The 19,751-nt window shown below is 46.7% G+C and carries 21 protein-coding genes; 4 read left to right on the top strand and 17 right to left on the bottom strand.

Going from position 1 to position 19,751, the window contains the following annotated elements; genetic code table 11:
• Positions 1-30: 30 nt before the first annotated feature.
• Positions 31-327: a hypothetical protein gene (locus H6F72_RS25270; protein WP_190442106.1), complete on the bottom strand. Its 297-nt coding sequence runs from the start codon at positions 325-327 to the stop codon at positions 31-33.
• Between the two features lie 356 nt (positions 328-683).
• On the opposite strand from H6F72_RS25270, the gene H6F72_RS30885 reads away from it, so the two are divergent.
• Positions 684-812, top strand: a complete 129-nt coding sequence (locus H6F72_RS30885; RefSeq protein WP_255527375.1) for a hypothetical protein — start codon at positions 684-686, stop codon at positions 810-812.
• 619 nt (positions 813-1,431) lie between these two features.
• Positions 1,432-2,715 (top strand): DUF389 domain-containing protein, encoded by a 1,284-nt coding sequence (locus tag H6F72_RS25265; RefSeq protein ID WP_190442103.1) that lies wholly within the window; start codon positions 1,432-1,434, stop codon positions 2,713-2,715.
• Here the strand turns inward: H6F72_RS25265 and H6F72_RS25260 are convergent.
• The 5 genes from H6F72_RS25260 to H6F72_RS25240 all read right to left on the bottom strand — a co-directional run bounded on the left by H6F72_RS25260 (position 2,712) and on the right by H6F72_RS25240 (position 8,053).
• Entirely contained in the window at positions 2,712-3,755 is a 1,044-nt protein-coding gene (locus H6F72_RS25260) for an AI-2E family transporter (RefSeq protein ID WP_190442101.1), read from the bottom strand. The genes H6F72_RS25265 and H6F72_RS25260 overlap by 4 nt on opposite strands.
• A gap of 175 nt (positions 3,756-3,930) precedes the next feature.
• Positions 3,931-4,758 (bottom strand): DUF2382 domain-containing protein, encoded by an 828-nt coding sequence (locus H6F72_RS25255; RefSeq protein WP_190442099.1) that lies wholly within the window; start codon positions 4,756-4,758, stop codon positions 3,931-3,933.
• A gap of 306 nt (positions 4,759-5,064) precedes the next feature.
• Positions 5,065-5,667, bottom strand: coding sequence for a hypothetical protein (locus H6F72_RS25250; protein WP_190442097.1), 603 nt, complete (start codon positions 5,665-5,667; stop codon positions 5,065-5,067).
• Positions 5,668-5,672: 5 nt separating this feature from the next.
• Entirely contained in the window at positions 5,673-7,052 is a 1,380-nt protein-coding gene (locus H6F72_RS25245) for a DUF2254 domain-containing protein (protein WP_190442095.1), read from the bottom strand.
• Positions 7,049-8,053: a mechanosensitive ion channel family protein gene (locus H6F72_RS25240; protein ID WP_190442093.1), complete on the bottom strand. Its 1,005-nt coding sequence runs from the start codon at positions 8,051-8,053 to the stop codon at positions 7,049-7,051. The genes H6F72_RS25245 and H6F72_RS25240 overlap by 4 nt, the downstream gene beginning before the upstream one ends.
• Before the next feature lie 549 nt (positions 8,054-8,602).
• Between H6F72_RS25240 and H6F72_RS25235 the strand changes: the two genes are divergently transcribed.
• Together H6F72_RS25235 and H6F72_RS25230 are read left to right on the top strand one after the other, a co-directional pair.
• Positions 8,603-9,625: a DUF389 domain-containing protein gene (locus H6F72_RS25235; protein ID WP_370527563.1), complete on the top strand. Its 1,023-nt coding sequence runs from the start codon at positions 8,603-8,605 to the stop codon at positions 9,623-9,625.
• A gap of 35 nt (positions 9,626-9,660) precedes the next feature.
• Positions 9,661-10,473, top strand: coding sequence for a potassium channel family protein (locus tag H6F72_RS25230; protein ID WP_190442091.1), 813 nt, complete (start codon positions 9,661-9,663; stop codon positions 10,471-10,473).
• A 120-nt stretch (positions 10,474-10,593) separates the two neighbouring features.
• On the opposite strand, the gene H6F72_RS25225 is transcribed toward H6F72_RS25230, so the two are convergent.
• From H6F72_RS25225 to H6F72_RS25175, 11 genes are all read right to left on the bottom strand, one after another.
• Positions 10,594-11,256 (bottom strand): Na(+)/H(+) antiporter subunit B, encoded by a 663-nt coding sequence (locus tag H6F72_RS25225; protein ID WP_190442089.1) that lies wholly within the window; start codon positions 11,254-11,256, stop codon positions 10,594-10,596.
• Positions 11,253-11,843: a DUF4040 domain-containing protein gene (locus H6F72_RS25220; protein ID WP_199299303.1), complete on the bottom strand. Its 591-nt coding sequence runs from the start codon at positions 11,841-11,843 to the stop codon at positions 11,253-11,255. Before H6F72_RS25220 ends, H6F72_RS25225 begins: the two co-directional genes overlap by 4 nt.
• Positions 11,836-12,141: a monovalent cation/H(+) antiporter subunit G gene (locus H6F72_RS25215; protein ID WP_190442085.1), complete on the bottom strand. Its 306-nt coding sequence runs from the start codon at positions 12,139-12,141 to the stop codon at positions 11,836-11,838. The genes H6F72_RS25220 and H6F72_RS25215 overlap by 8 nt, the downstream gene beginning before the upstream one ends.
• Positions 12,138-12,395 (bottom strand): hypothetical protein, encoded by a 258-nt coding sequence (locus H6F72_RS25210; protein WP_190442083.1) that lies wholly within the window; start codon positions 12,393-12,395, stop codon positions 12,138-12,140. The genes H6F72_RS25215 and H6F72_RS25210 overlap by 4 nt, the downstream gene beginning before the upstream one ends.
• Complete coding sequence (locus H6F72_RS25205) at positions 12,392-12,775, bottom strand: Na+/H+ antiporter subunit E (RefSeq protein WP_190442081.1); 384 nt, start codon at positions 12,773-12,775, stop codon at positions 12,392-12,394. Before H6F72_RS25205 ends, H6F72_RS25210 begins: the two co-directional genes overlap by 4 nt.
• Positions 12,772-14,214 carry a cation:proton antiporter gene (locus H6F72_RS25200; protein WP_190442079.1) on the bottom strand — a complete coding sequence of 481 codons (1,443 nt, stop codon included), beginning with the start codon at positions 14,212-14,214 and terminating at the stop codon, positions 12,772-12,774. Before H6F72_RS25200 ends, H6F72_RS25205 begins: the two co-directional genes overlap by 4 nt.
• Positions 14,211-14,570 carry a cation:proton antiporter subunit C gene (locus tag H6F72_RS25195; protein WP_242017128.1) on the bottom strand — a complete coding sequence of 120 codons (360 nt, stop codon included), beginning with the start codon at positions 14,568-14,570 and terminating at the stop codon, positions 14,211-14,213. Before H6F72_RS25195 ends, H6F72_RS25200 begins: the two co-directional genes overlap by 4 nt.
• A 48-nt stretch (positions 14,571-14,618) precedes the next feature.
• Positions 14,619-15,977, bottom strand: coding sequence for a cation:proton antiporter (locus tag H6F72_RS25190; protein ID WP_242017127.1), 1,359 nt, complete (start codon positions 15,975-15,977; stop codon positions 14,619-14,621).
• Positions 15,978-16,188: 211 nt separating this feature from the next.
• The gene (locus H6F72_RS25185) at positions 16,189-16,521 is read right to left on the bottom strand and encodes a hypothetical protein (protein WP_190442076.1); all 333 of its coding nucleotides are present in this window, start codon (positions 16,519-16,521) and stop codon (positions 16,189-16,191) included.
• A 39-nt stretch (positions 16,522-16,560) separates the two neighbouring features.
• On the bottom strand, positions 16,561-17,763 hold the full coding sequence (locus H6F72_RS25180; RefSeq protein ID WP_190442075.1) for a sodium-dependent bicarbonate transport family permease: 1,203 nt from the start codon (positions 17,761-17,763) through the stop codon (positions 16,561-16,563).
• 852 nt (positions 17,764-18,615) lie between these two features.
• The gene (locus H6F72_RS25175) at positions 18,616-18,996 is read right to left on the bottom strand and encodes a cupin domain-containing protein (protein WP_190442074.1); all 381 of its coding nucleotides are present in this window, start codon (positions 18,994-18,996) and stop codon (positions 18,616-18,618) included.
• Positions 18,997-19,751: the final 755 nt, after the last annotated feature.

Here is a 19,751-nt window from a genome sequence, read left to right as displayed (position 1 = left end):
TTACTAAAACAATAAGAAGTAAACGTTATCTTAATCGGCATAGCCTCTGAGTAGGAAAAACCAATTGTTTTTTAATTGTTTTAATTGAATGTAACGAGGATCAATCCTATTTGGATCACTTGTATAAATAAAGAATGCTGCTTGATTGAATCCTTTTTTATAATAATTGAAATAGACCGAATGATAATTTCGATCAATGTATGCTGTAGCCTGCCCCAATAGTAAGTTTTCTATAGGGCTGTCTTTTAGAACTACCTCGTATTGAGTTGGGATAGCATTATTTGAAATCATACGATTAACCACACTTTGGCGAGCCGACGCTGTCATCCAGAAGTTAATTCTTGGGCTCACGTTATAAGTACCTCACAAAGCAACTAAAATGATTGATGCGATCAGGGTTCTCCTCAAGCCACCTCTACTAAGTTTAATACCCTGAACCAATCCGAGAATAATGGAAAAACATACAAATAAAATCAATAGTTGATTAAAAAAATAACTAAACAAAGACAGGAAAAACAACAGAAAAAATAAGGTGACGAAAATTATCTTAGAGCTTAAACTCGAAAAGCTAAGTATTCGCATCAACAACCTGGCGAGTAATCTAACGTGAGTTTGTTGGGATAAGTAGAAGATGAGTAGGTAGGCTGAAAGTATTGAAGTTCCAAGCTGCTGATACTCATCCTATGCTTAGTTTAGAAGACCTCTTATGCGCTGTCGATGATTTCTGCCAACAGTGCGATCGCACTCAATTCATCAACTTCCCGCTAGACCTGCTCCACCTAGCAGATTCCAATAAACTAGAAGCGGAATAAATACTAGAGCCGCCCTTAACGTGGAGGTGTCCAAAGGGTGTAGTTAGTCTACCCAGCGCATCACGAGGATATTCTAAGTTCCGGTATGTACTTGTGAAACGGTTGAGGTAACTCCGTAGGCTACCCGCATGTCCGATCATGCAAATGTTACTCTATCCCTAGCTCTGGATGAAGCTTTGGATGAGCGATTGAGTATCTTCCAATTCTTGATCGACTGCTTTACTCTATGTGAGCATCAAGCTACCGATGACAAAGGCTGCTAGGAGAATGACAAGCGACCAAAATACTTTGATGATGATGTTGCTAGGACGTTTTTCACTCATTTCACATACCTTTGAGTGTTGCTATCCCACCAATGCGCTTTGAACTAATGCGTTTTGAGATTAAAGTTCTATTCGCTCAATGCTAGATACAAAAGCGATCGTACCTATTGTGATACTGTATCGAGGCGATGAGGAAGCAACCGCAACTTTTGTAGTTGCCCTGAAGAAACCATATCGGATTAAAAATAAAGAGAAATCTACATAACGGTATAGCTATTAGTCACCGATCTCCGATTGGATTAAGACATTGATTAAACCATTGACGACCATCAAGGAATACGTTAGGAGCAAGTGTCATGCGCCAAATACTCGTGCAAGTTCCACGAGGATGCGGAAAAGAGGTCTTAAATACGGCCAAAGCTCATGATGGAGCGAACCTAGCCTTATTTGAAGCGACGGGGACTGAGGAACCGCTGGATGTGGTGATTATTCATATCTCCAACCGCAAAGTTGAAGCTCTGATGCAAGCGCTAGAAGGGCTGCCCAATCTTCAGATTACGCTCAATCCCCGTGGAGTTATGGGATTAAAACCACCTGCGGATGAAGCGGCACAGCAAGTCACAGATGTAGCAGTCCGTAGCCCCATTGAAGTGTTTCTCTCTGGGTTGCAAAGCGTTGGCTCTTGGAAAGGTTTTTTAGGATATGCAGCGGCGGCTGGAGTCGTGGTCTGGATTGGGTTGTTTACCAGTACCAGCTATCTGTTAGTTGCAGCTATGTTAATCGCTCCCTTTGCGGGGCCAGCTATGAATGTGGCGCTGGCTACTGCGCGAGGCGATCGCCATCTCTTAGGCCGTAGTCTGCTGAGATATTTTTCTGCCTTAGCCGTTACGATCGCTGTAACGGGGCTACTTACCTTGGTTCTACGCCAAGAAGTTGTAACAGAGCAGATGGCAGCAACGAGTACAATTTCTGCTGTTGCTGTGATGCTACCCATTATTGCAGGTGCGGCGGGAGCCTTAAATCTGGTGCAGTCTGAGCGTAGTAGCTTGGTCTCTGGGGCTGCAACTGGGATGCTGGTTGCAGCTTCCTTGGCACCTCCGGCTGGTCTGGTTGGGATGGCAGGCGCCATGGGACGCTGGGACTTGGCTGTGAATGGTATTTTTGTCCTGTTGCTACAACTGGTCGGCATCAATCTATCAGCTGCGATCGTGTTTCGGCTCTACGGCATCTCTGCTCAGGGAGCTCGCTATCAACGAGGCCAAGCTTGGGCGTTTCCAGCTATTTTAGTAGGTACAACGGCAGCTTTGACGGGACTGCTTACCTGGCAATTTGCCAGCTCGCCCAACCTACAACGTTCCAGCCGTTCGCAACGAGCGACCGCTGAAATTCAGAAGGTGGTTAATCAAAGCGGCTTAGCGAGTTTAGTAGAGGCCAATGTTCGCTTCACCCGTCCTGATATTAAAGGCCAAAATACCTTGCTGGGGACAGTATATGTGCAGCGACAACGAGGGATAGAACAGCCTACAGAAGCAATTCGTACTCAATTAACTCAAGATATCCAAACCCATCTGGTCAACCAAGGATTTAATGTAACTCCCCTCATTGATGTCAGTGTTCTAGAACCACCCAACCACTCTTAGCTATCTTGATCTGCTTCGTTGCTTTCCCAATGGCTCATGACATCTTCAACCAGTACCTCTTTTAGACAGACTTGAGCCACAACCAGCAAAGGCAGCGCTAACAGCAAACCCATAAACCCAAAGAAGATAGAGAAAGCAACTTGGGCTAAGAGAGTGATGGCTGGCAGTAAGGAAACCTGATGCTTCATCACCAAGGGAGTTAAAACATTGCTCTCAATTTGTTGAATGACGATATATAGTCCTACCACTGCTCCCACTTTCCAAGGAGCGCCTAGCAAGGCAAGAGCAGCGGGAGGAACCACACTGAGGGTCGGTCCGAGATTGGGAATAAACGTGAGTAACCCTGCGAGCGAAGCGTTTGCTAAGGGCAAAGGTATGCCTAAAAGCCACAGACCCAATCCGCTCAGAACCGTAATTACTGTCATATTAAATAGAATGCCTACTAGCCAGCCACTTAAAGCGATTTCGCATTCTAAGAGAATCTTATCGATCCGCTGGTGGTAAAACTTGGGAAAAAGCAGCAAGAAGACTTGTCGATAGGCGCTGGGATTTGCCAGTAGCATGATGGTGACAACTAGAACCAGCAACAAGTTCAAGATAATTTCGACTGAGTAAGTAAATAAATCGTAAAAATTGCCAAACACCCGACTAATAAAATCTGGTAGTTGTTGAGTCAGTTGGGTAAAGATACTAATTTCATCATCTGCCTGCCCTGGAATTCGGCTACGTAACGTTTCAAACCAGGCCCGAAAACGGTCTAATCCTCTGGGTACTCCTTCGGTCAACGCGGGTAGCTGCTCAAAGAAAGGAGGAACAATTAGCGCTACTAGAACCGCTAGAGCAATCAGAACACTAGTAATTGTTAGAGCAATACCAATGCCTCGATGAATTCCTCGCTGCTCCAGGCGCTTTACGAGCTGATTGAGCGCAGTTGCTAAAACCACAGCCGTAAATGCCAACAACAGTACTTGCCGGATTCTCCAGAGGATATAAAGCGAGATAATGAGGGCAAGAAAACCAATCCACTGCCCTAAACGCACAAGTTTACCTCTCGATCAGGGATATTGAGCGATCGCCCACCAGTCTTGCTGGCGTTCCATAGCTATGTATGTTTTTAGCGTTAGGTCTCTTAATCTTATAAAGAAATAGAGCTAAAAGCACACTCCTTAAAGTGGCTTTAGCCCTACAAAATGATGAACCTAGAGCGATCTAGCGTTAGCGACGCTTATCTACAACTGAGCGACCTTGCCTATCTAAATCTAGTTCTTCCCGACGGATTTTCTCTTCAGCGTTCACAGTATCCTTTTCTACAACCTTGCTGACATTAACTTGCTCTCGCACAAAGGCTTCTTTGTGGATGTCAGCAGTTTCTTCGTAAACTTCCATCCGTACTGCTTCCTGGTTGCCAAAGTTGACATTGCTGGAATCAACAGCAGCACCTGTAGCTGGGGTCGTCCGATCGATCACGATGCGCTCTTTTTCAACTGGAACAGCCACTCGTGCTGTCTCCGTTTCTACTCGTTTGCCAATCGAGACTTCTCCAGTTTTTTCCCTGTGCTTGTCGACAATGAGTCGCTCCTCATAAAGTTTTAAGCTTTGATGATCGCGATCATTCAAGTCATACAAGGAGGGTTCTTGCTGATAGTTATAGCTATCGCGATCGTAGTTGGTGGCAGCACTCGTAGCAGGACGATACGTTCCTCGCACCTGTTCTTCGTAGTCATAATCTGCTTTTTCGAGATCATCGAAGTTAGGCAGATCTTCGACCTGTTGCTTTGTTAAGCTTTTGACTTCGACTCGGCGATCGGTGTAATTAATAGCAGCGCGCCCGACAGGCAACAACACTTTTTTACCAAAAATCCAGAATCTCGTGTCAACCACAAAGTAGCGAAAGCGGCCACTTTGATCATCCACTAAAATATGTTCAATTGAACCGATCTTCTCATCGCTTTGCGTGTAAACATCAAAGTCTTTGACGTCTTCTGCGTTAGATGAGTCTTCGTGAGAATTAGGGTAAAAGTCTTTGAGTTTCATCAAAGTCATAATGTATTTTCTCCAATTTATTTTCTTGTATCCATATTAGAAAGGATATGAATTTAATAAATCCTGCTATCGAAAGAGATATGCTAAATTCTGTTTTGCAAATAGGACATACAAGGGCAGAACCTTTATGTAGCAAGCGGTATACTTTTACATCTACATATCCCTATTTAACTAAAAAAATTACAATCTGATTGATCTCATTAAAAAATTAAAACCTCCCAAAATTATATTTTTAGGAGAAATGCAATATTTTGATTTAGATCAAAACACATTTAGAGATTTCTGTGAAATGTAGTGTAGAAACGTTTAGAGATGGCTCCGCGATCGCGATCGCCGATGAGTTGCTCCTCTAGAATGTACTCTTTCTTCTAATGCCCATAGACTAGTTAGGGCTGCTAGCCCGGACCCTAAGGTATCCATCACTAAATCAATGATCGTGTCATCCACACTACCAATAACTTGAGCCGGGAGAACATTTCCTGCCGCCCATTCGGCAATTTCCCAAAGTGCTCCAATCGCAATGCCAAAGCTGGCGATCGCGGCTAGATATAACAGCTTATGTTCATGAAACGTTGGCAGCACAGAACCATAAGTGAGAAAACTAAGTGCCAGAGTAATAGCAAACATAGTGAAGCCATGAACTGCCTCATCGTATATTCCAGGCAGGTAGAACCATCCCCACACCCAACCTCCTGCATTCAGGAGAGCTGCCACGACGAATAAAAAATCAAATAATGTAGGTAGTGGCTTAGCGAGGAACATAAAGGCTAAGAAAGCTAATAGAAAGCAGGCGAGGGACAGAGCATTACCCCAATTGCCCTGCATGCATGCAGCAACGACTGTGGCTGCCAGTAAAGCTGCTCCGATCCAAGCCGCTGTTCTATATCCTTGCCAGTTGGTACTAAACATTAGTCTTACTCTCGTGAATCATGAGTATGTTTCTGATTTAATAACCCAACCTGATGACTTTGCTGAGCCAGCTTGGTAATAACCTTGTCATATTGCTGCTCTACAGCCTGCCGATCTAGTTCTTCTGATAAACCTTCACGGCTTCCTCGCTGAATCATTTCAGCATGACAGCGCAAAACTGCTCGTTGTTTGGCATTGCCTGTAGTCGAGGCAATAGTGGCGATCGCTTCGAGCAAACAAATCGTGACGGCAGCATCCGATTTGGCATATCGCCGGATTTGGTTAAAGGCAGAATCCACTAACTCTTCAAACGTGACTCCCTCGGCAATCACACGCAGGGTTCCTTGGTGGTCGTAGCGATATGGAGAAGGAAACTCCTGTTGGGCAAGGCGAGACAATGCAGCCCCAATTCGATCAATGCAACGAATGGCTGTAAACGGATCATTCACCGCCGGAGAAATAGCCCGAAGTGCCACTTCTACCAGTTGATTGATCGGAAACTCTACGTCCTGTTGCTCATTGCGCTCATTGCCCACGATGAAAGCATCATTCAGTCGTTCTGTTAGTTTTGGGAGCGCATGCTTGGCGGGATAAACCAGCACTAGTTCCCTACCCTGGGCAATAAATTGACCAGGGCGACACTGAAGCCGTAGCAGTAGGTGGTGTTTGCAGGCAATCTTGAGCAACTCTCGGTTATCGATCGCTTGTATATAACCCGTTCTAGAAGCTTTGACTGGGTACGCCTCTGAGTCGAAATTTGCCGGGATTTCTTCAATGTTTCGGTCTGATCTGGACGGGACACCATGCCCAAGCTGATCTGGAAATAATCGCTCGATCGCTTCATCTAAATCATGACTCACACCCGCAATAACGTGAGATGCCTGAATGATCGTAGAAGCATGATGAATAAAGTAAATTAAGACACCTACGCCAGCGATGGCGAGCACAATGCCCACAGTTACCGATAGCTGGGGTACAAACAGAGCATAGTCTTCTCCCCGGACGGTTCGCAGAACCAGTAAGCAATAAATAAAGGTGCCAATGAAAGTCCCTAGAACTAGTTGGTTTCCAGTATCTTGCATGAAGTTACGCAGCAACCTAGGCCCAAAATTGGAAGCCGCAAGCTGAAGCGCAATGATCGTGATTGAAAATGCGGTTGCGGCAACTGTGATCATGGAACTAGCAACGGCGGAGAGTAGTGCTCGCGCCCCATCAGGCCCACCTGTGTAGATCCATTTGAGCTGCTTCATGTTCTCCTGAGAAGCCCGATCAATCGCCAACATTGCGAATGCTAGGGTGATCGCCGCCACGGCCATCACAGTTGGCAAAAACCAATAACTAGAGTGGAGCGAGTCCCAAAGCTTGCTCCACTTGATACTTTTCATAACTCATCAGTTGATTGAGTGTGGCTGTTGCCGTTCCGCTGTGCCCGCATTTCAGCCAGTTGCCGCAAAGAACCGCTGATGCTCCGGGGCTTGGGCACCTCGCGTTTGCCCGCAGGCCAGCCTTCGCGTTGACGGGAGCGGTCGCCGTCGGTTTCTTCGGTTTGGTCATGGAAAAGAATTTGTTGAGTTGGAAAAGGGAGATCGATGCCGTTGGCAGTGAGTTTATTCTTAATTGCAGTCAGCACTTGGTCTTGCATATCAAGCGCATCAGCCCGACGCGGTGGGTTAATCCACCAACGGGCACGAATCTTCACCGTACTATCTGCTAAGTCCATGACTAAGGCATCAGGCTCAGGGCTTTTCAAGACCCCATGTACACTGGCGATCGCTTCTAGAATTAGTTGTTTAGCTCGGTCAATATCATCTCCATAGCCAATGCCTACGTCATATTGCAAACGGCGATTGTCAAAAGCTGTGTTGACTGTGACTGAATTGGTAAATAACTCGGCATTAGGAATGACAATACGACGACCATCATAGGTTCTGATAGTAGTGGCGCGAGTTTCAATATTTTCAACGGTGCCTTCAAAGTCTTTAAAGACAATTTGGTCATCAATTTGAAACGGCTCCGTTAAGAGAATCAAGATCCCTGCCAAGAAATTTTGCAGGATATCTCGAAACGCAAACCCGATTGCGACCCCACTAATCCCTAGCAGTTGTACCAAGTCGCCTGCCTTAAAGGTAGGAATCACAATAGATAAGGCTACAAACAATCCCATCAAGACTGTGAATCCTTGAGCTAAGCGTCCCAGCACCATGCCCAAGTTGCGTGCCTGACGACGATTGCGAGTTAATTTTTTGACTAACTTTTTAATCCATTCCCCTATAAATATAAAGAGAAGGAAAACAATCAGCGCTAAGCCAATATTCGGTAACAAGGCGATCGCACCATTGATCATTCCCTGAACTTTAGCCCAAGCTGTAGATATTTCTAGATTCATAACTCCTCTTTAATGACTTTCTGGGTTATCTCCAGCTCAAATATATTTTCTGTTAACAAAGTTTCAAAAGGAAAATGACTGATTTTTATTAATTCTTTTCTTTAGGCTAACCATTTTGCTTAGGTTAATTCAGTTCTTTCGGGTCATTTCAATATAAGAATTTAAAGTGCTCTTTTCTTCATGCTTACGATAGACTAAAAACCTCTGTCTTAGAGCCTGAAGAGATTTCATGCTGATTTCATTTTTTATGAAATCCTTAGAATGAGACATCTTTAGCACTCATGTTCAAAAGATAGATAAACATTTCATCCTGATTTCACTATTTAGCTTTGCACTACAAAATTAGGGAAAAGTAATAATCTGATTAATCTTAAACCAAGAAGGGTTTATCCTATTTTTATAATTATCAGCAGTAAGAACTGTGCATGATTAGTGTTAGTTAATCTCTAGAGGTGATGGCACAATATTGAGGGAGACGGAGGGAAGTAAAAGAAATGGCTACAGCTCAGTTTTCGATTAGTAGAGAATTAATTTAATGAGAAAAGATTTGTGTTTAGAATAAAAGGCATTCGCGATCGCTTTCGACTGATGGGAAAAAAGCGAGTAGAATCCCAGCAACTTCAGCAATTACAGACTGAATTGCTAGAGGAATCTATTCTCGGTGCCAGCTACTTAATTTTGCTCGTTGGCTCTTGTGCGATCGCTACCTTTGGGCTGCTGACCAACAGTACTGCCGTCATTATTGGTGCCATGATTATTGCTCCTTTAATGTTGCCGATTCGAGGACTAGCCTTTGGAGCCCTCGAAGGAAATGTAGTGCTTTTTCGCAAAGGATTAATTTCATTGTTGGTCGGAACACTGCTGGCAATTGTCTTAGCTTGGAGTTTAGGGTTGTTAGTGGGTATTGCTAGTTTTGGCAGCGAGGTATTATCCCGCTCAAAACCGACGCTCCTAGATTTGGGAATTGCGGTTGCAGCCGGTGGTATTAGTGGCTATGCCAAAGTTCAGCCTAAAATCTCAGGCAGTTTAGCAGGAACCGCGATCGCCGTTGCCCTCATGCCGCCCATCTGTGTCATTGGGCTCGGGTTAGCACAAAGAGAGTGGTCGCTCAGTGTCGGAGCAGCTTTGCTCTATCTCACCAATCTGCTTGGTATCACCCTATCCTGTATGCTGACGTTTCTGCTAGCAGGCTACACTCCACTTCATCAAGCCCGCAAGGCACTTGGTTGGACCGCCGCTCTAACCATTGCCCTGATATTGCCACTGAGTATTGGCTTTGCTGAATTAGTTCGTCAAACCCAGTTAGAGAGTAGCCTGCAAAAAGCGTTGATCAATCGTACGCTCACATTTCAACGCTTGGAACTGTTAAACATCGACACGAATTGGTTAAGCAAACCACCTCAAGTGCGATTGAGTGTGCGATCGCAGGAACCCATCACGCCGAAGCAAGTACAGCTCTTAGAAGCCTTTGTAGAACGAGAAATGGGGCGACCTTTTACCCTCATCTTTACAGTCAGTGAGGTAAAAGAAGTCAGACGAACCGAAGCACCTCGTTTACCTACCCGACCTTGAACCTCCCGACCATAATTTGTAATGAACCAAATTTTATGAGTAATCCAAACTTCTTAACAAAGCGTGCCCTAGAACAAGAGCAAAGTGAAATTCTGCAACAGCTTGAGAATTGGCTGGAAATTCCCATGCTAATCCTCAGCTTTGTCTGGTTGGCACTATTTGTAGTTGAGTTAATCTGGGGGCTTTCACCGCTCTTGGACGTGTTGGGCATTACCATCTGGGTGCTATTTATTCTGGATTTCGGGCTAAAGTTTTTTCTGGCTCCTCAGAAACTGGCCTACCTGAAACAGAACTGGCTAACGATGCTTTCACTGATGCTGCCAGCTCTACGGGTTCTACGAGTAGTGAAAGTTTTGCGAGCATTCCAAACGGTTCGTGCAGTTCGAGGCTTACGATTCCTTAGAGTGATGACCCGAACTAATCGAGGTATGCGTGTTTTAGCTGCAAGCGTTAATCGACGGGGGTTGGGATATGTCATTGGGCTAACAGCAATCGCCACTTTGATTGGTGCTGCTGGAATGTATGCCTTCGAGCGTGAGGTTCCTGAATCTGCCTTAACCGATTACGGCACAGCACTCTGGTGGACGGCAATGGTGATGACTACGATGGGGTCAGATTACTTTCCAAAGACTCCGGAGGGAAGGTTACTGTGCTTTTTGCTAGCACTCTATGCCTTTGCTGTGTTCGGTTATGTTGCAGCGACCCTTGCCACATTCTTTGTGGGTCAGGATGCTGAAAATCCGGAGGCTGAGGTTGCAGGGGCAAAAGCGATCGTAGAGTTACAGGCAGAAATTGCTGCCTTGAGAACAGAACTTCAAGCTCTATTCCACCAGCAGCAGGAAGAGTAAAAAACCTGGTAGGGGGACAGAAGGGCCGACAAAGTAGAGCGAATCAGGGACATAGCCCATTGACCTCGTTGCAATGGAAGAGACCGTTACGTTTAGTTTTGGTGCAAGGCATGAGTGTACCTACAACAGTCCTCTATAGCGAATAAATATGAGAACGACGGCCCACGATCCCAAAGCTACTTTGACTGCTACCAAAATATTCAAAATTGGCAAAATTCCACCACTCAGCAGAGCACCGAAATCACCGTGGGGAAGTTCAAATCCGGATAGCGTTATCACCGACAGTAAAATAAATATGAGCACTGATATCTTTTCCCAGGTAGCAGCGTGCCAACGCTGATAAATTCCCTGCATCCATGCCGTAGATGAGGTCATGGCAATCAGTCCGATCGCCGTTCCCCCAGCTACTCCAGCCGCAAAACCGCCTCCTGGACTAAGATGGCCACGAATCGCTAACTCAACTCCCACCAAGGCAGAGATGGTTGCTCCCAACCGCGCCAGAATAATGGAAGATTCGTCGCTAAATTGGTAGACCTTTTTAGGTAGCCGTTCATTGGATAAGAGATATTTAGTTCCCATGATGGCGATCGTAAAAACAATCACTTCAAAAATGGTGTCATACAGGCGATTACGCAGGATAATACCTGAAACTGCATTCGGTACGCCGCTATCTTGAACCACCGCATCGACGATGGAGAACGGTAAGGTAGGAGCCGGATTTTCAGACAGGAATAGCATTTTGAAGAAAAATGCTATTCCTGCGGCAACATAAACCCATTTCATCCCTTCATCTCCGATTGTGATGAACTGTTGTGACTAAGCCGCACAGGGATAGAAACCATTTCGGCTTGCAAAATCTCGTAGATACGAGGGAGACGTGTCGTTGTTGTATAAGGGAGTATTGCTTCGGATTGTACTTTCCCTTCTAAAGATTCTGTATAGGTGCAAATAGCATGTACATCCTTGTCTAAAAGGGCTTGGTGCAGATTTTCCTCATCCATGTAGGGCACGAGTTCGACTCGCATATAATGCTTGCCAAATGCAGTGCGCAGATCCTCTAGGAGTTGACGGAAAGAATGTTCTGGGGAAGATTCCGTTGAGTTGCTAGTAACACCCTCATCTTTTAATATCCCCAAGCGCAGTACCAAGGACGATCGCACAGCAACCGCATACAGGCTAATCGCTAACAACGTTCCCACTAATGCTTCGGTTAAAGCCACATCGGGAGCACCCAGTACTGTGTAGACAAGGGCGGCGATCGCCCCCAAAATGCCCCGAATTACGAGAGCGTGGTAAGGGTTCGTTTGAAAGATCACCATTGCAGCGGCTAGGGGCAGCAGAGCAACAATCACGTAAACATAGCTATCCATCACTACGCCTCCTAAAATTGAGGGTACGCATGGGGCTGCTGCTGGAGCAATAGGCCAGGACATAGCCCAGCATCGTATTCCATAGAGCCAGGGAAAGAATTGCCAGGAGCAGGAGCGGCCACTCACGGGGGCGGAGCAGGAGCAGACCTGTAATGATGCTGATCGACCCTAAGGTGTCCGACACCGAAAGGTTGTGGAGTTTAAATAGCACCGATCGCCGAGTCAACAGAGACGAAGTACCCCAGAACCAGAAGATTAACCCAACTCCAATACAGAGGTCGCTCAACAGCTTAATCATGAATCCCCCATCCGCTTGAGAATATGGGCCAGCAGCATAAATCCGGCATCTCCCACACTCAGGATAATGACACCCGCAACACCCAACATCCAGTCATCTCTCAACACCGAAATTAGCAGAATCATCACCGCAGCTTTCGTTGCCACGCTAGAAAATGCCAGCATGGTTTGCCAGATGTCTTCATCTTTCCATGCTTCGTAGAGAGGAATCAGCAGTGCCACAATCATCGCCATTAAGGCTAGGTTGAGAATCATGGCTGTTTCCTCCTGCATACACGATGAACTTCGTACCAGCCGTCTTCGTGATACTTCAAGACGGTGGTTTTAGGGGTAAAGGTAATTAGAAATATATCCAGGAAGATAAGGCCAGGTGTTCGTCTCGCCTTGACCCGCTCCATCACGATTTCTTCCTGAGTATGGGGTTGCAAAATCAGTTGAATGGCTTCCGAGTAGGCTTGGGGAACGGCTTGAACAATTTTCCATATTGCTTGTAGCAACTCCTTCAGTCGTGTAGGTGAAGTTGCGCCGCGAGGTAACAGTAATGCAACGCTCACACCAATGATGATGTTTGCCACACTCAGGTTAGCCGTTAGCAAGAACCAGATTACCAATCGAAAAATGATATGTGCAATCATGCCATTGCCATCCAGAAGAGCACGACTAAACTTAGGCCCATAACCCCGACTAAATGTTCAAATTCTTCCAGAACACGGGGTAGTTTCAGAACTACCTGCCGGAAAATTGCCAGGTAAAGAATCCACCCCAGGAAGATGGTGCCTAAAGGCTTCACAATATTTGTGAAGGTATATGCCTCGTAATACACAACGTTCGCCGCGAACAATCCACCCAGAAGCAGCACCATCGCAGCCCAAAAACCTGGTTGAAGAGATGGCCGCTCTGACTCATTTAGGTTTTTGTGGGGTAAAAAGATGAACTTCGCAAACGAAATAGATGTTCCTAAAGCAGCAATGTTCATCGCAATCACCTGCCAAGGCAGCAGATTCTTCATGGTTAACACCTTTGCCCCAAAACCCGACAGCAAAGGAAATCCTGAAATTGAGAAGCTGGCAATCACGAGGGCAATCCAGAGGGGAGTATGGAGCGATCGCTGGTTAAGGTCTTTGAAACTGCGACTGGGCAACTTCCCGGCTTGTAAAAACAGAGAAGCCTTTACCAACCCGTGGGTTAGGGCATAGAACCCGCCAACCTCTGGAGCCGCTAGGATGAAGCCCAACTGCGACACCGTATGGAATGCCAGCATCCGTTTTACATCCTTCTCAAAGACTGCATAGAACACCCCCAACAGTGCCGTTCCTACCCCAAAAAAACGCACAATTGGGTCTATCTCTTCTAGAAAAAGGGCGAAACGTGCCATCGGCAGAATCCCTGCCTTTACAACCATCCCAGACATCAGAGCCGAAACGGGCGATTCTGACTCAGAGTGGGTGAGCGGGAGCCAGAGGCCTGATACAAATACACCTGCCTTAGTCAGCAGACCTAAAAAAATGAGGGCGATCGCTTCATAAGGTGCTCCCCGTAATCCCTCAAAATCAAAGGAATGATGGGCTTTATAGACCAGTACTGCTCCCACCAAATAGAACAGCATCGCTATGTTGCTAATGAATAAATAGCGCAGTCCAACCCAGATCGATCGATCTGTTCTCGGATAAGTAATGAGCAAGAATGCAGCAATACTCAAAACCTCTAGTGCTACATATAAACTAATCAAATCAGAGCAGATCAGCGCTGCATTCACACTACCGTGAAGGATCAGAGTTTGTGCAAAAAAGAAGGCAGAGCGGTCACTCTGCCAGCAATAAAAAATGACAGCAGTTGTAACGAGAGCATTGGTCAGAATAAAGAAACTTGCTAACGGATCTAACAGCAGGCTAACCCCAAAGTTATCCAATAACCGTAGCGTAATGGGTTCGGATGCAAGAAATAGCCATATAGAATAGGCGACCGAAGCTAGAGTGCCAGCCAGGGCAAGTGATCGCGAGAGGCGAGGTAACAGGTAAATCAGAAAACCCACCGCAAACGGAAATCCGATCCAGGACAAAGTAAGGGCTGTCATAATGTTTGATTCCGCTCAATCTCGTTGCTTTCCAAGGTGGGATTATCACGCGACAGCTTCATTACACCGACCAGCATCAGAGCCTGAATTGAAAAGCCAATCACAATTGCCGTCAGGATGACCGCCTGAGGTACGGGGTCGGCATAGGCTTGCTGCATTCCCTTAGTAACAATAGGCGTATACAAACCATCTCGCGCTGCTATGACGATGTAGTAGGCAATCACCCCAGTACTCATCACATCCATAGAGATGATTTTCATGACCAGGTTCTTCTTCAGGATGATGCCAAAGAAGCCTAATAAAATAGTGGCTAAAGCACAGGCCTCCAACACAGATTCTTCTAATAACATCTGCATAAGCACCTTCAGAAAACACGTCACACAAGATCAAAAGATGCAAAATCGTTACTCACTCGCTGCTTCTACAGGAGTCGTAGGTTCTGGGATGGGGTTAGTGGATGAGAAGGCAACCCGCAAAAAAGGTGGAGCCAGAAAAGTTGTCAAGATCACCATGATAATGATCGACACCTCCAGTGGCTTATCTAAAACGCCGCTAGCTGAGCCGATGCCAGCAAACACCAGACCTACCTCACCTCGAGGGATCATCCCAACCCCGATCGCGAAGCGATTGATTTCGGGTAATCCAAACACTCCCCAGCCCGTCACCAGTTTGCCAACGATCGCCACCCTTACCAAAAAGACAGCAATCAATAGTCCCGCCCGATTCTCCGGTACCATCGGGTTCAGAACACTGAGATCGGCACGCGCTCCCACCGTCACAAAGAAGATTGGTACCAGTAAATCGGCGATCGGTTTGATTAATTCATCTAACTCGTTCCGAGCATCGGTTTCATCAAGCACCAAACCCGCTGCAAAGGCACCCAAAATTGCTTCAAGGTGAATGGCGTTACCTAAAAATGCCATAAAGAAAGCGAAGATGAATGCCGGAATAACAATATTTCCACGGGTTTTGAGCTGATCCACGATCGCCACAAAACTTTTGTTAAAGATACCCCCCAACAAAACTGATCCAATTAAAAATGCGGTAGCGCTGACAATCAAGTAAATGACATTGGCGATATCAATCTCACCAGTTTTGGCTAAGCTAGCGACTACAGCCAGGACAATAATGCCGAGAACATCATCAATCACCGCTGCGCCAACAATGATTTGCCCTTCTTTGGATTTGAGTTGACCTAACTCTGACAACACTTTAGAGGTAATGCCGATACTCGTTGCCGTTAACGCAGCCCCCGCAAAAATCGCTGGAATTGCTGCGACATGAAAGAGCATCATTAACCCTGCCGTGCCCGCCGCAAAAGGTGCCGCAACTCCGACACAGGCAACGACCGTAGCTTGAATGCCCACTTCCTTCAGTTGCCGCAGATCGGATTCCAATCCAATTTCAAACAGCAGAATAATCACACCGATTTCAGCCAGAACCGAAATCACTTCACTTTGCGACTCAAAGATCCGGGTCAGCGCATCCGGTGCCAATTGATTCAATCCTTGCAGCGCCGTCATAATCACCGAATCAGATGCAGATAGCCCCCCTTCGGGAAAGATCACCAGGTGCAACGCCGAAACGCCGACAATCACACCAGCGACTAGTTCCCCCAGGACAGGCGGAAAATCCAATCGCCTAGCGACCTCTGCGCCGAACTTGCTGGCCAAATAAATCACCACCAGCGTCAGCAATACGCCAGACAGAATAATGGGTGAATCTTCAGCAACAACGGTTGCCAGGAATGGTATCGGAGCCATGAGAGCAGCTATCCCCCCACTGAAAGGAGGCAGAAAGTTGGACGAAATCATGAGTTTAAAGCGATGAAGGTTAAGGGTTTGAGGTAGTTATAAAATGGCGGGGGTATGAAAAAAGCAACCGATCAAGGACGGTCATGCTTTGGATTTTTGAGTAACGGCCAATAAAAAGCCGGGGTCATTACCCGGCCATTTGGGTCTGCATCGTCTCGATTCAACAGCCGTCTGGTCCACAAAAACTGTGCCCGTACAGTACTTCCGCGTCACAGATATAGGCAATGCCCGCATAGTCGTTGAAAAACTTCACTCCGACCTGATCCGCAATATCCTCGGCCATATCCCGATTTTCGGTGAGCACCTCGAACTTTATATTTGCCTGGGTGTCAGAAACGTTGGGTTGTCCCGACGAGCGCACGTTGCGACTGCCTTTACCGCCAGTCTCCACCACCGTATAACCAGTCGCTCCGGCTTCTTCGATGATATTGGCGATCTTTTTTAGCAGAATCTTTTCTGTGACGATGACAAGCTTTTTGGCTGGCTTGGCCATGTTGGTTATCTCCTTACCTACGTATATTGATCTCTGGGATTAGCTACCGCCGATTGCTTGGGCAAGACCGAGGAAGAGCGGTATTGCCAAGCCAATCGCAATGGGTGTACCGATAGCTGTGGAGGCACCGATGTAGGCAGAAGGATTGGCTGACGGGATACCGGCTCGCAACGTGGGCGGACCTGAGATGTCTGAACTGGAGGCGGCGATGACGGCCAGGATGACAACACCACCCATGCTGAATCCTGTGGCGTAGTGGGCAATCATGCCGAGACCGAAGGCGAGGAACCCATGCACCAGTGGTGCCACTACGCTATACACGACGTACCACTGGGCTACCTTGCGCAGTTCGCCAAGTCTTGACCAAGCCTCCATACCCATGACTAGCATCAAGATCGAAAGCAAGCCGCGGAAGAGAGGGTCGTAGAAGCTTTTATAGACACTTTCCGGCTGAGTGAACAGGCCAAGAGCAATGCCGAGCAACATTGCCGATAGAGCAGGTCCCTGGAGGCTTTCCTTCACGATCGGCCATATCTTGACCCGGTTATCCGCAGACTGCTGCTGTCTGAGATACTCTTGTCGGCTGCTAGGATAAGCACCTGCGGGACTGGGATAATCGTCTGTGGTACTGAAAGCCGTGCCTGCAGGGAGAGATGCGCCTGCGGGACTTAAAGCCGCGCTTGCGGGACTGGTATATTCGCCTGCGGGACTGGAATACTCCTGCTTGCTGAGAGACTCGCCTGCTGCACTACGCTTCTTGTGGTTGAGATAAATGTTGGCTACCACAATCGCCGTGACGAGCGCTGGGATATCCATGAAAGGATAGAGTGCGGCAGCCCATGCCTCGTATGGCATTTTTTGTTCTTCCAGGAGTGTCAGGGCGGCGGCCATGGTAGAGCCACTCACCGCACCAAACAACCCCCCGGTCGCAATCGCATCTATGGTTTTGACCTTCGGCAGCTTGGCTAACGTATAGCGCGCGATGAATACAACAAGAATCCCTACTGCTACAGCAAACGCTGCGGGTAAAATCATCTCTGTTAGGTTGGAATTGCGGATCGCAATACCACCGGTCAGACCGATTTTGGTGAGCAGCATGAAGACGATGATCTGACAAATCGCCTCTGGAATTACCAATTCGCTACCAAGGGCGGCAATGACCATACCCCCAATCAAAAAGCCGAGTGTTGGGGACTGCAACTGCTTAACGAAGTCCATTAAAAACAAGGACAAAAAATCCACGAATACCTCCTTGTGCCTCCTCTGACGAGGAGTGTTGCAATAAACAAACTAAATGCACTTGCTAGAAGCGACCCATTTCATAGAAAGGATCGGATACAGATAAAAATCGGCTGGACAATGGAATCTGGCATCTACGATCGCGCGCTCAAATCATCCTCAACAGCAGACTGTCGAGAATGATTGCCAAGCGGCTTCAAGTTCTGAAAAACTAAATCGTAATAGTTAAATCATTTGATGTTTTTAACTGTACGCTACTCTGAGTGATGTTATCTATAGAGTGACAAAGAAAAAACCTTTTGCTTGTATAGAATTTTATCTATGGTTTTTAGATCGTTGACACCGCCAAGCCAGCAGTCGGAGCAGTAGCCCAACGAGCTATTGCAGCGGTGGAATAAAGGTTATTCTCAGGAATCATAAGTCACTAGCTACCGCTGAACTTGGTCGTTCATATCCAGCATCAATGCCGAAGATGACTAACTTCGGCATTGTCATGCTTGTGATCGCTTGAATTTTCAATCGTTTGAGGCGTACTACAAAAAGCACGCCACTATTCCTTTTCGGCAATGTTTGCAAGAAACGTACAACACCTCATTGCAAACCGAAAAATCAAGAGGTGCGATCGCTGTATTTTGATCACGCCCTTTCATGCCCCCTGACTCATCCAGGGAACTTGTCCAATTTAGCCCCAGTGGAAAACTGGCATCCTTATCCGCTAGGACTAATTTTTAAGGCGCAGCGGGCTGAGGCAGGAGAAGACGGCAGCGGGTCTAAAAACTCGGAGGAGCAATCACGGAAGCCTTAGCTCAAGCTCTATTTAACGATTCTGAGGTACCTAGAGCAATTTTATTTGTACTACGACTCAATCACGAAAGCATCTTCTAATGAGACCAAGTGATATCCGGCGTCGCTTGGGGACACAACTGAAATAAAAACTAATGGCTCCTCACCATTATTAATGACTCCATGCACACAGCCCATAAAAGCAACGACTATATCCCCGGCAATGATGGGTTGTGTTGTGCCTACTTGATCTAGATAATATTCTCCCTTCCCAGATAAAATGGTCCAGGTATCTTGGCCACGGGGATGGACATGAGGGAGAATCGTTTGTCCTGGCTTGACATACCAGGCAACGACGACAGCATCTTTAGAGTCTGTAACAACCGAGCGAATAGGCTCCCCCTCGGTTGGCTGAAGAAATTGAGAACTGTCGAATATCCTAGTCGTACTCATTTTGTCCTCTTAGGATGGGCAGCACCTTCCATCAGCAGGAACAGCGCCGCTTTCAGGTGTCTTGACCTGAGATTGTGCCATTAACTGGCTTCATACATTGTCTCAGCCGTAACTAACAAAAGTTTTGCAATCAAGCGCCTCCCTGCCAACTTTACCTGCGACAGGTTTGGATTCTGGAAGGACCAGCGAGGGCATTTGAACAGAAACCTATGGTTTCGTCTAGAATTCCTGTTCTATAAGTCTTTCAGGGGTTGTGTCCAGATACACGTAAAACAATGCCATCAAGTTTCGTTGAACTAGAATTGGCATAAATCACTCAAAAGTGATGGTCTGAAACCATGATTCTGCCGTAGTACTCGATCGCTGAAACTTTCTAAAACGGTCTGAGGAGTTGCGTGCCTAACAATCATTCTGATTCGGAACCTTGCGGGCTGGCCTGCCCTAATGGTTGCCTCAGCGGTTGTTGAAGTTGATAGCGCCCCTGGAGAATTTGTCCAGCCTGCATGATTGCGTCGTGCCTGTATAAAGCCACTAATTTGCTTGGCGTTGCTGAAAGGGTAATGCTGGCTTTGGCACAATGAAGGTATGAAATGTCCTCAATGTCACTCCACTCACACGGCTAAAAACGGTCACCGTCGCGGCAGACAGTGCTATCAGTGCCAGCAGTGTGGTCGCCAATTTCTCGAGTCTTACCGTCCTTGGGCTTACTCCGATGACATCAAGCAACTGTGCATCAAAATGTATCTCAATGGCAT

It is taken from the genome of Trichocoleus sp. FACHB-46, assembly GCF_014695385.1.
GTDB lineage: Bacteria > Cyanobacteriota > Cyanobacteriia > FACHB-46 > FACHB-46 > Trichocoleus.
This window is presented reverse-complemented; position numbering and strand designations above follow the sequence as displayed.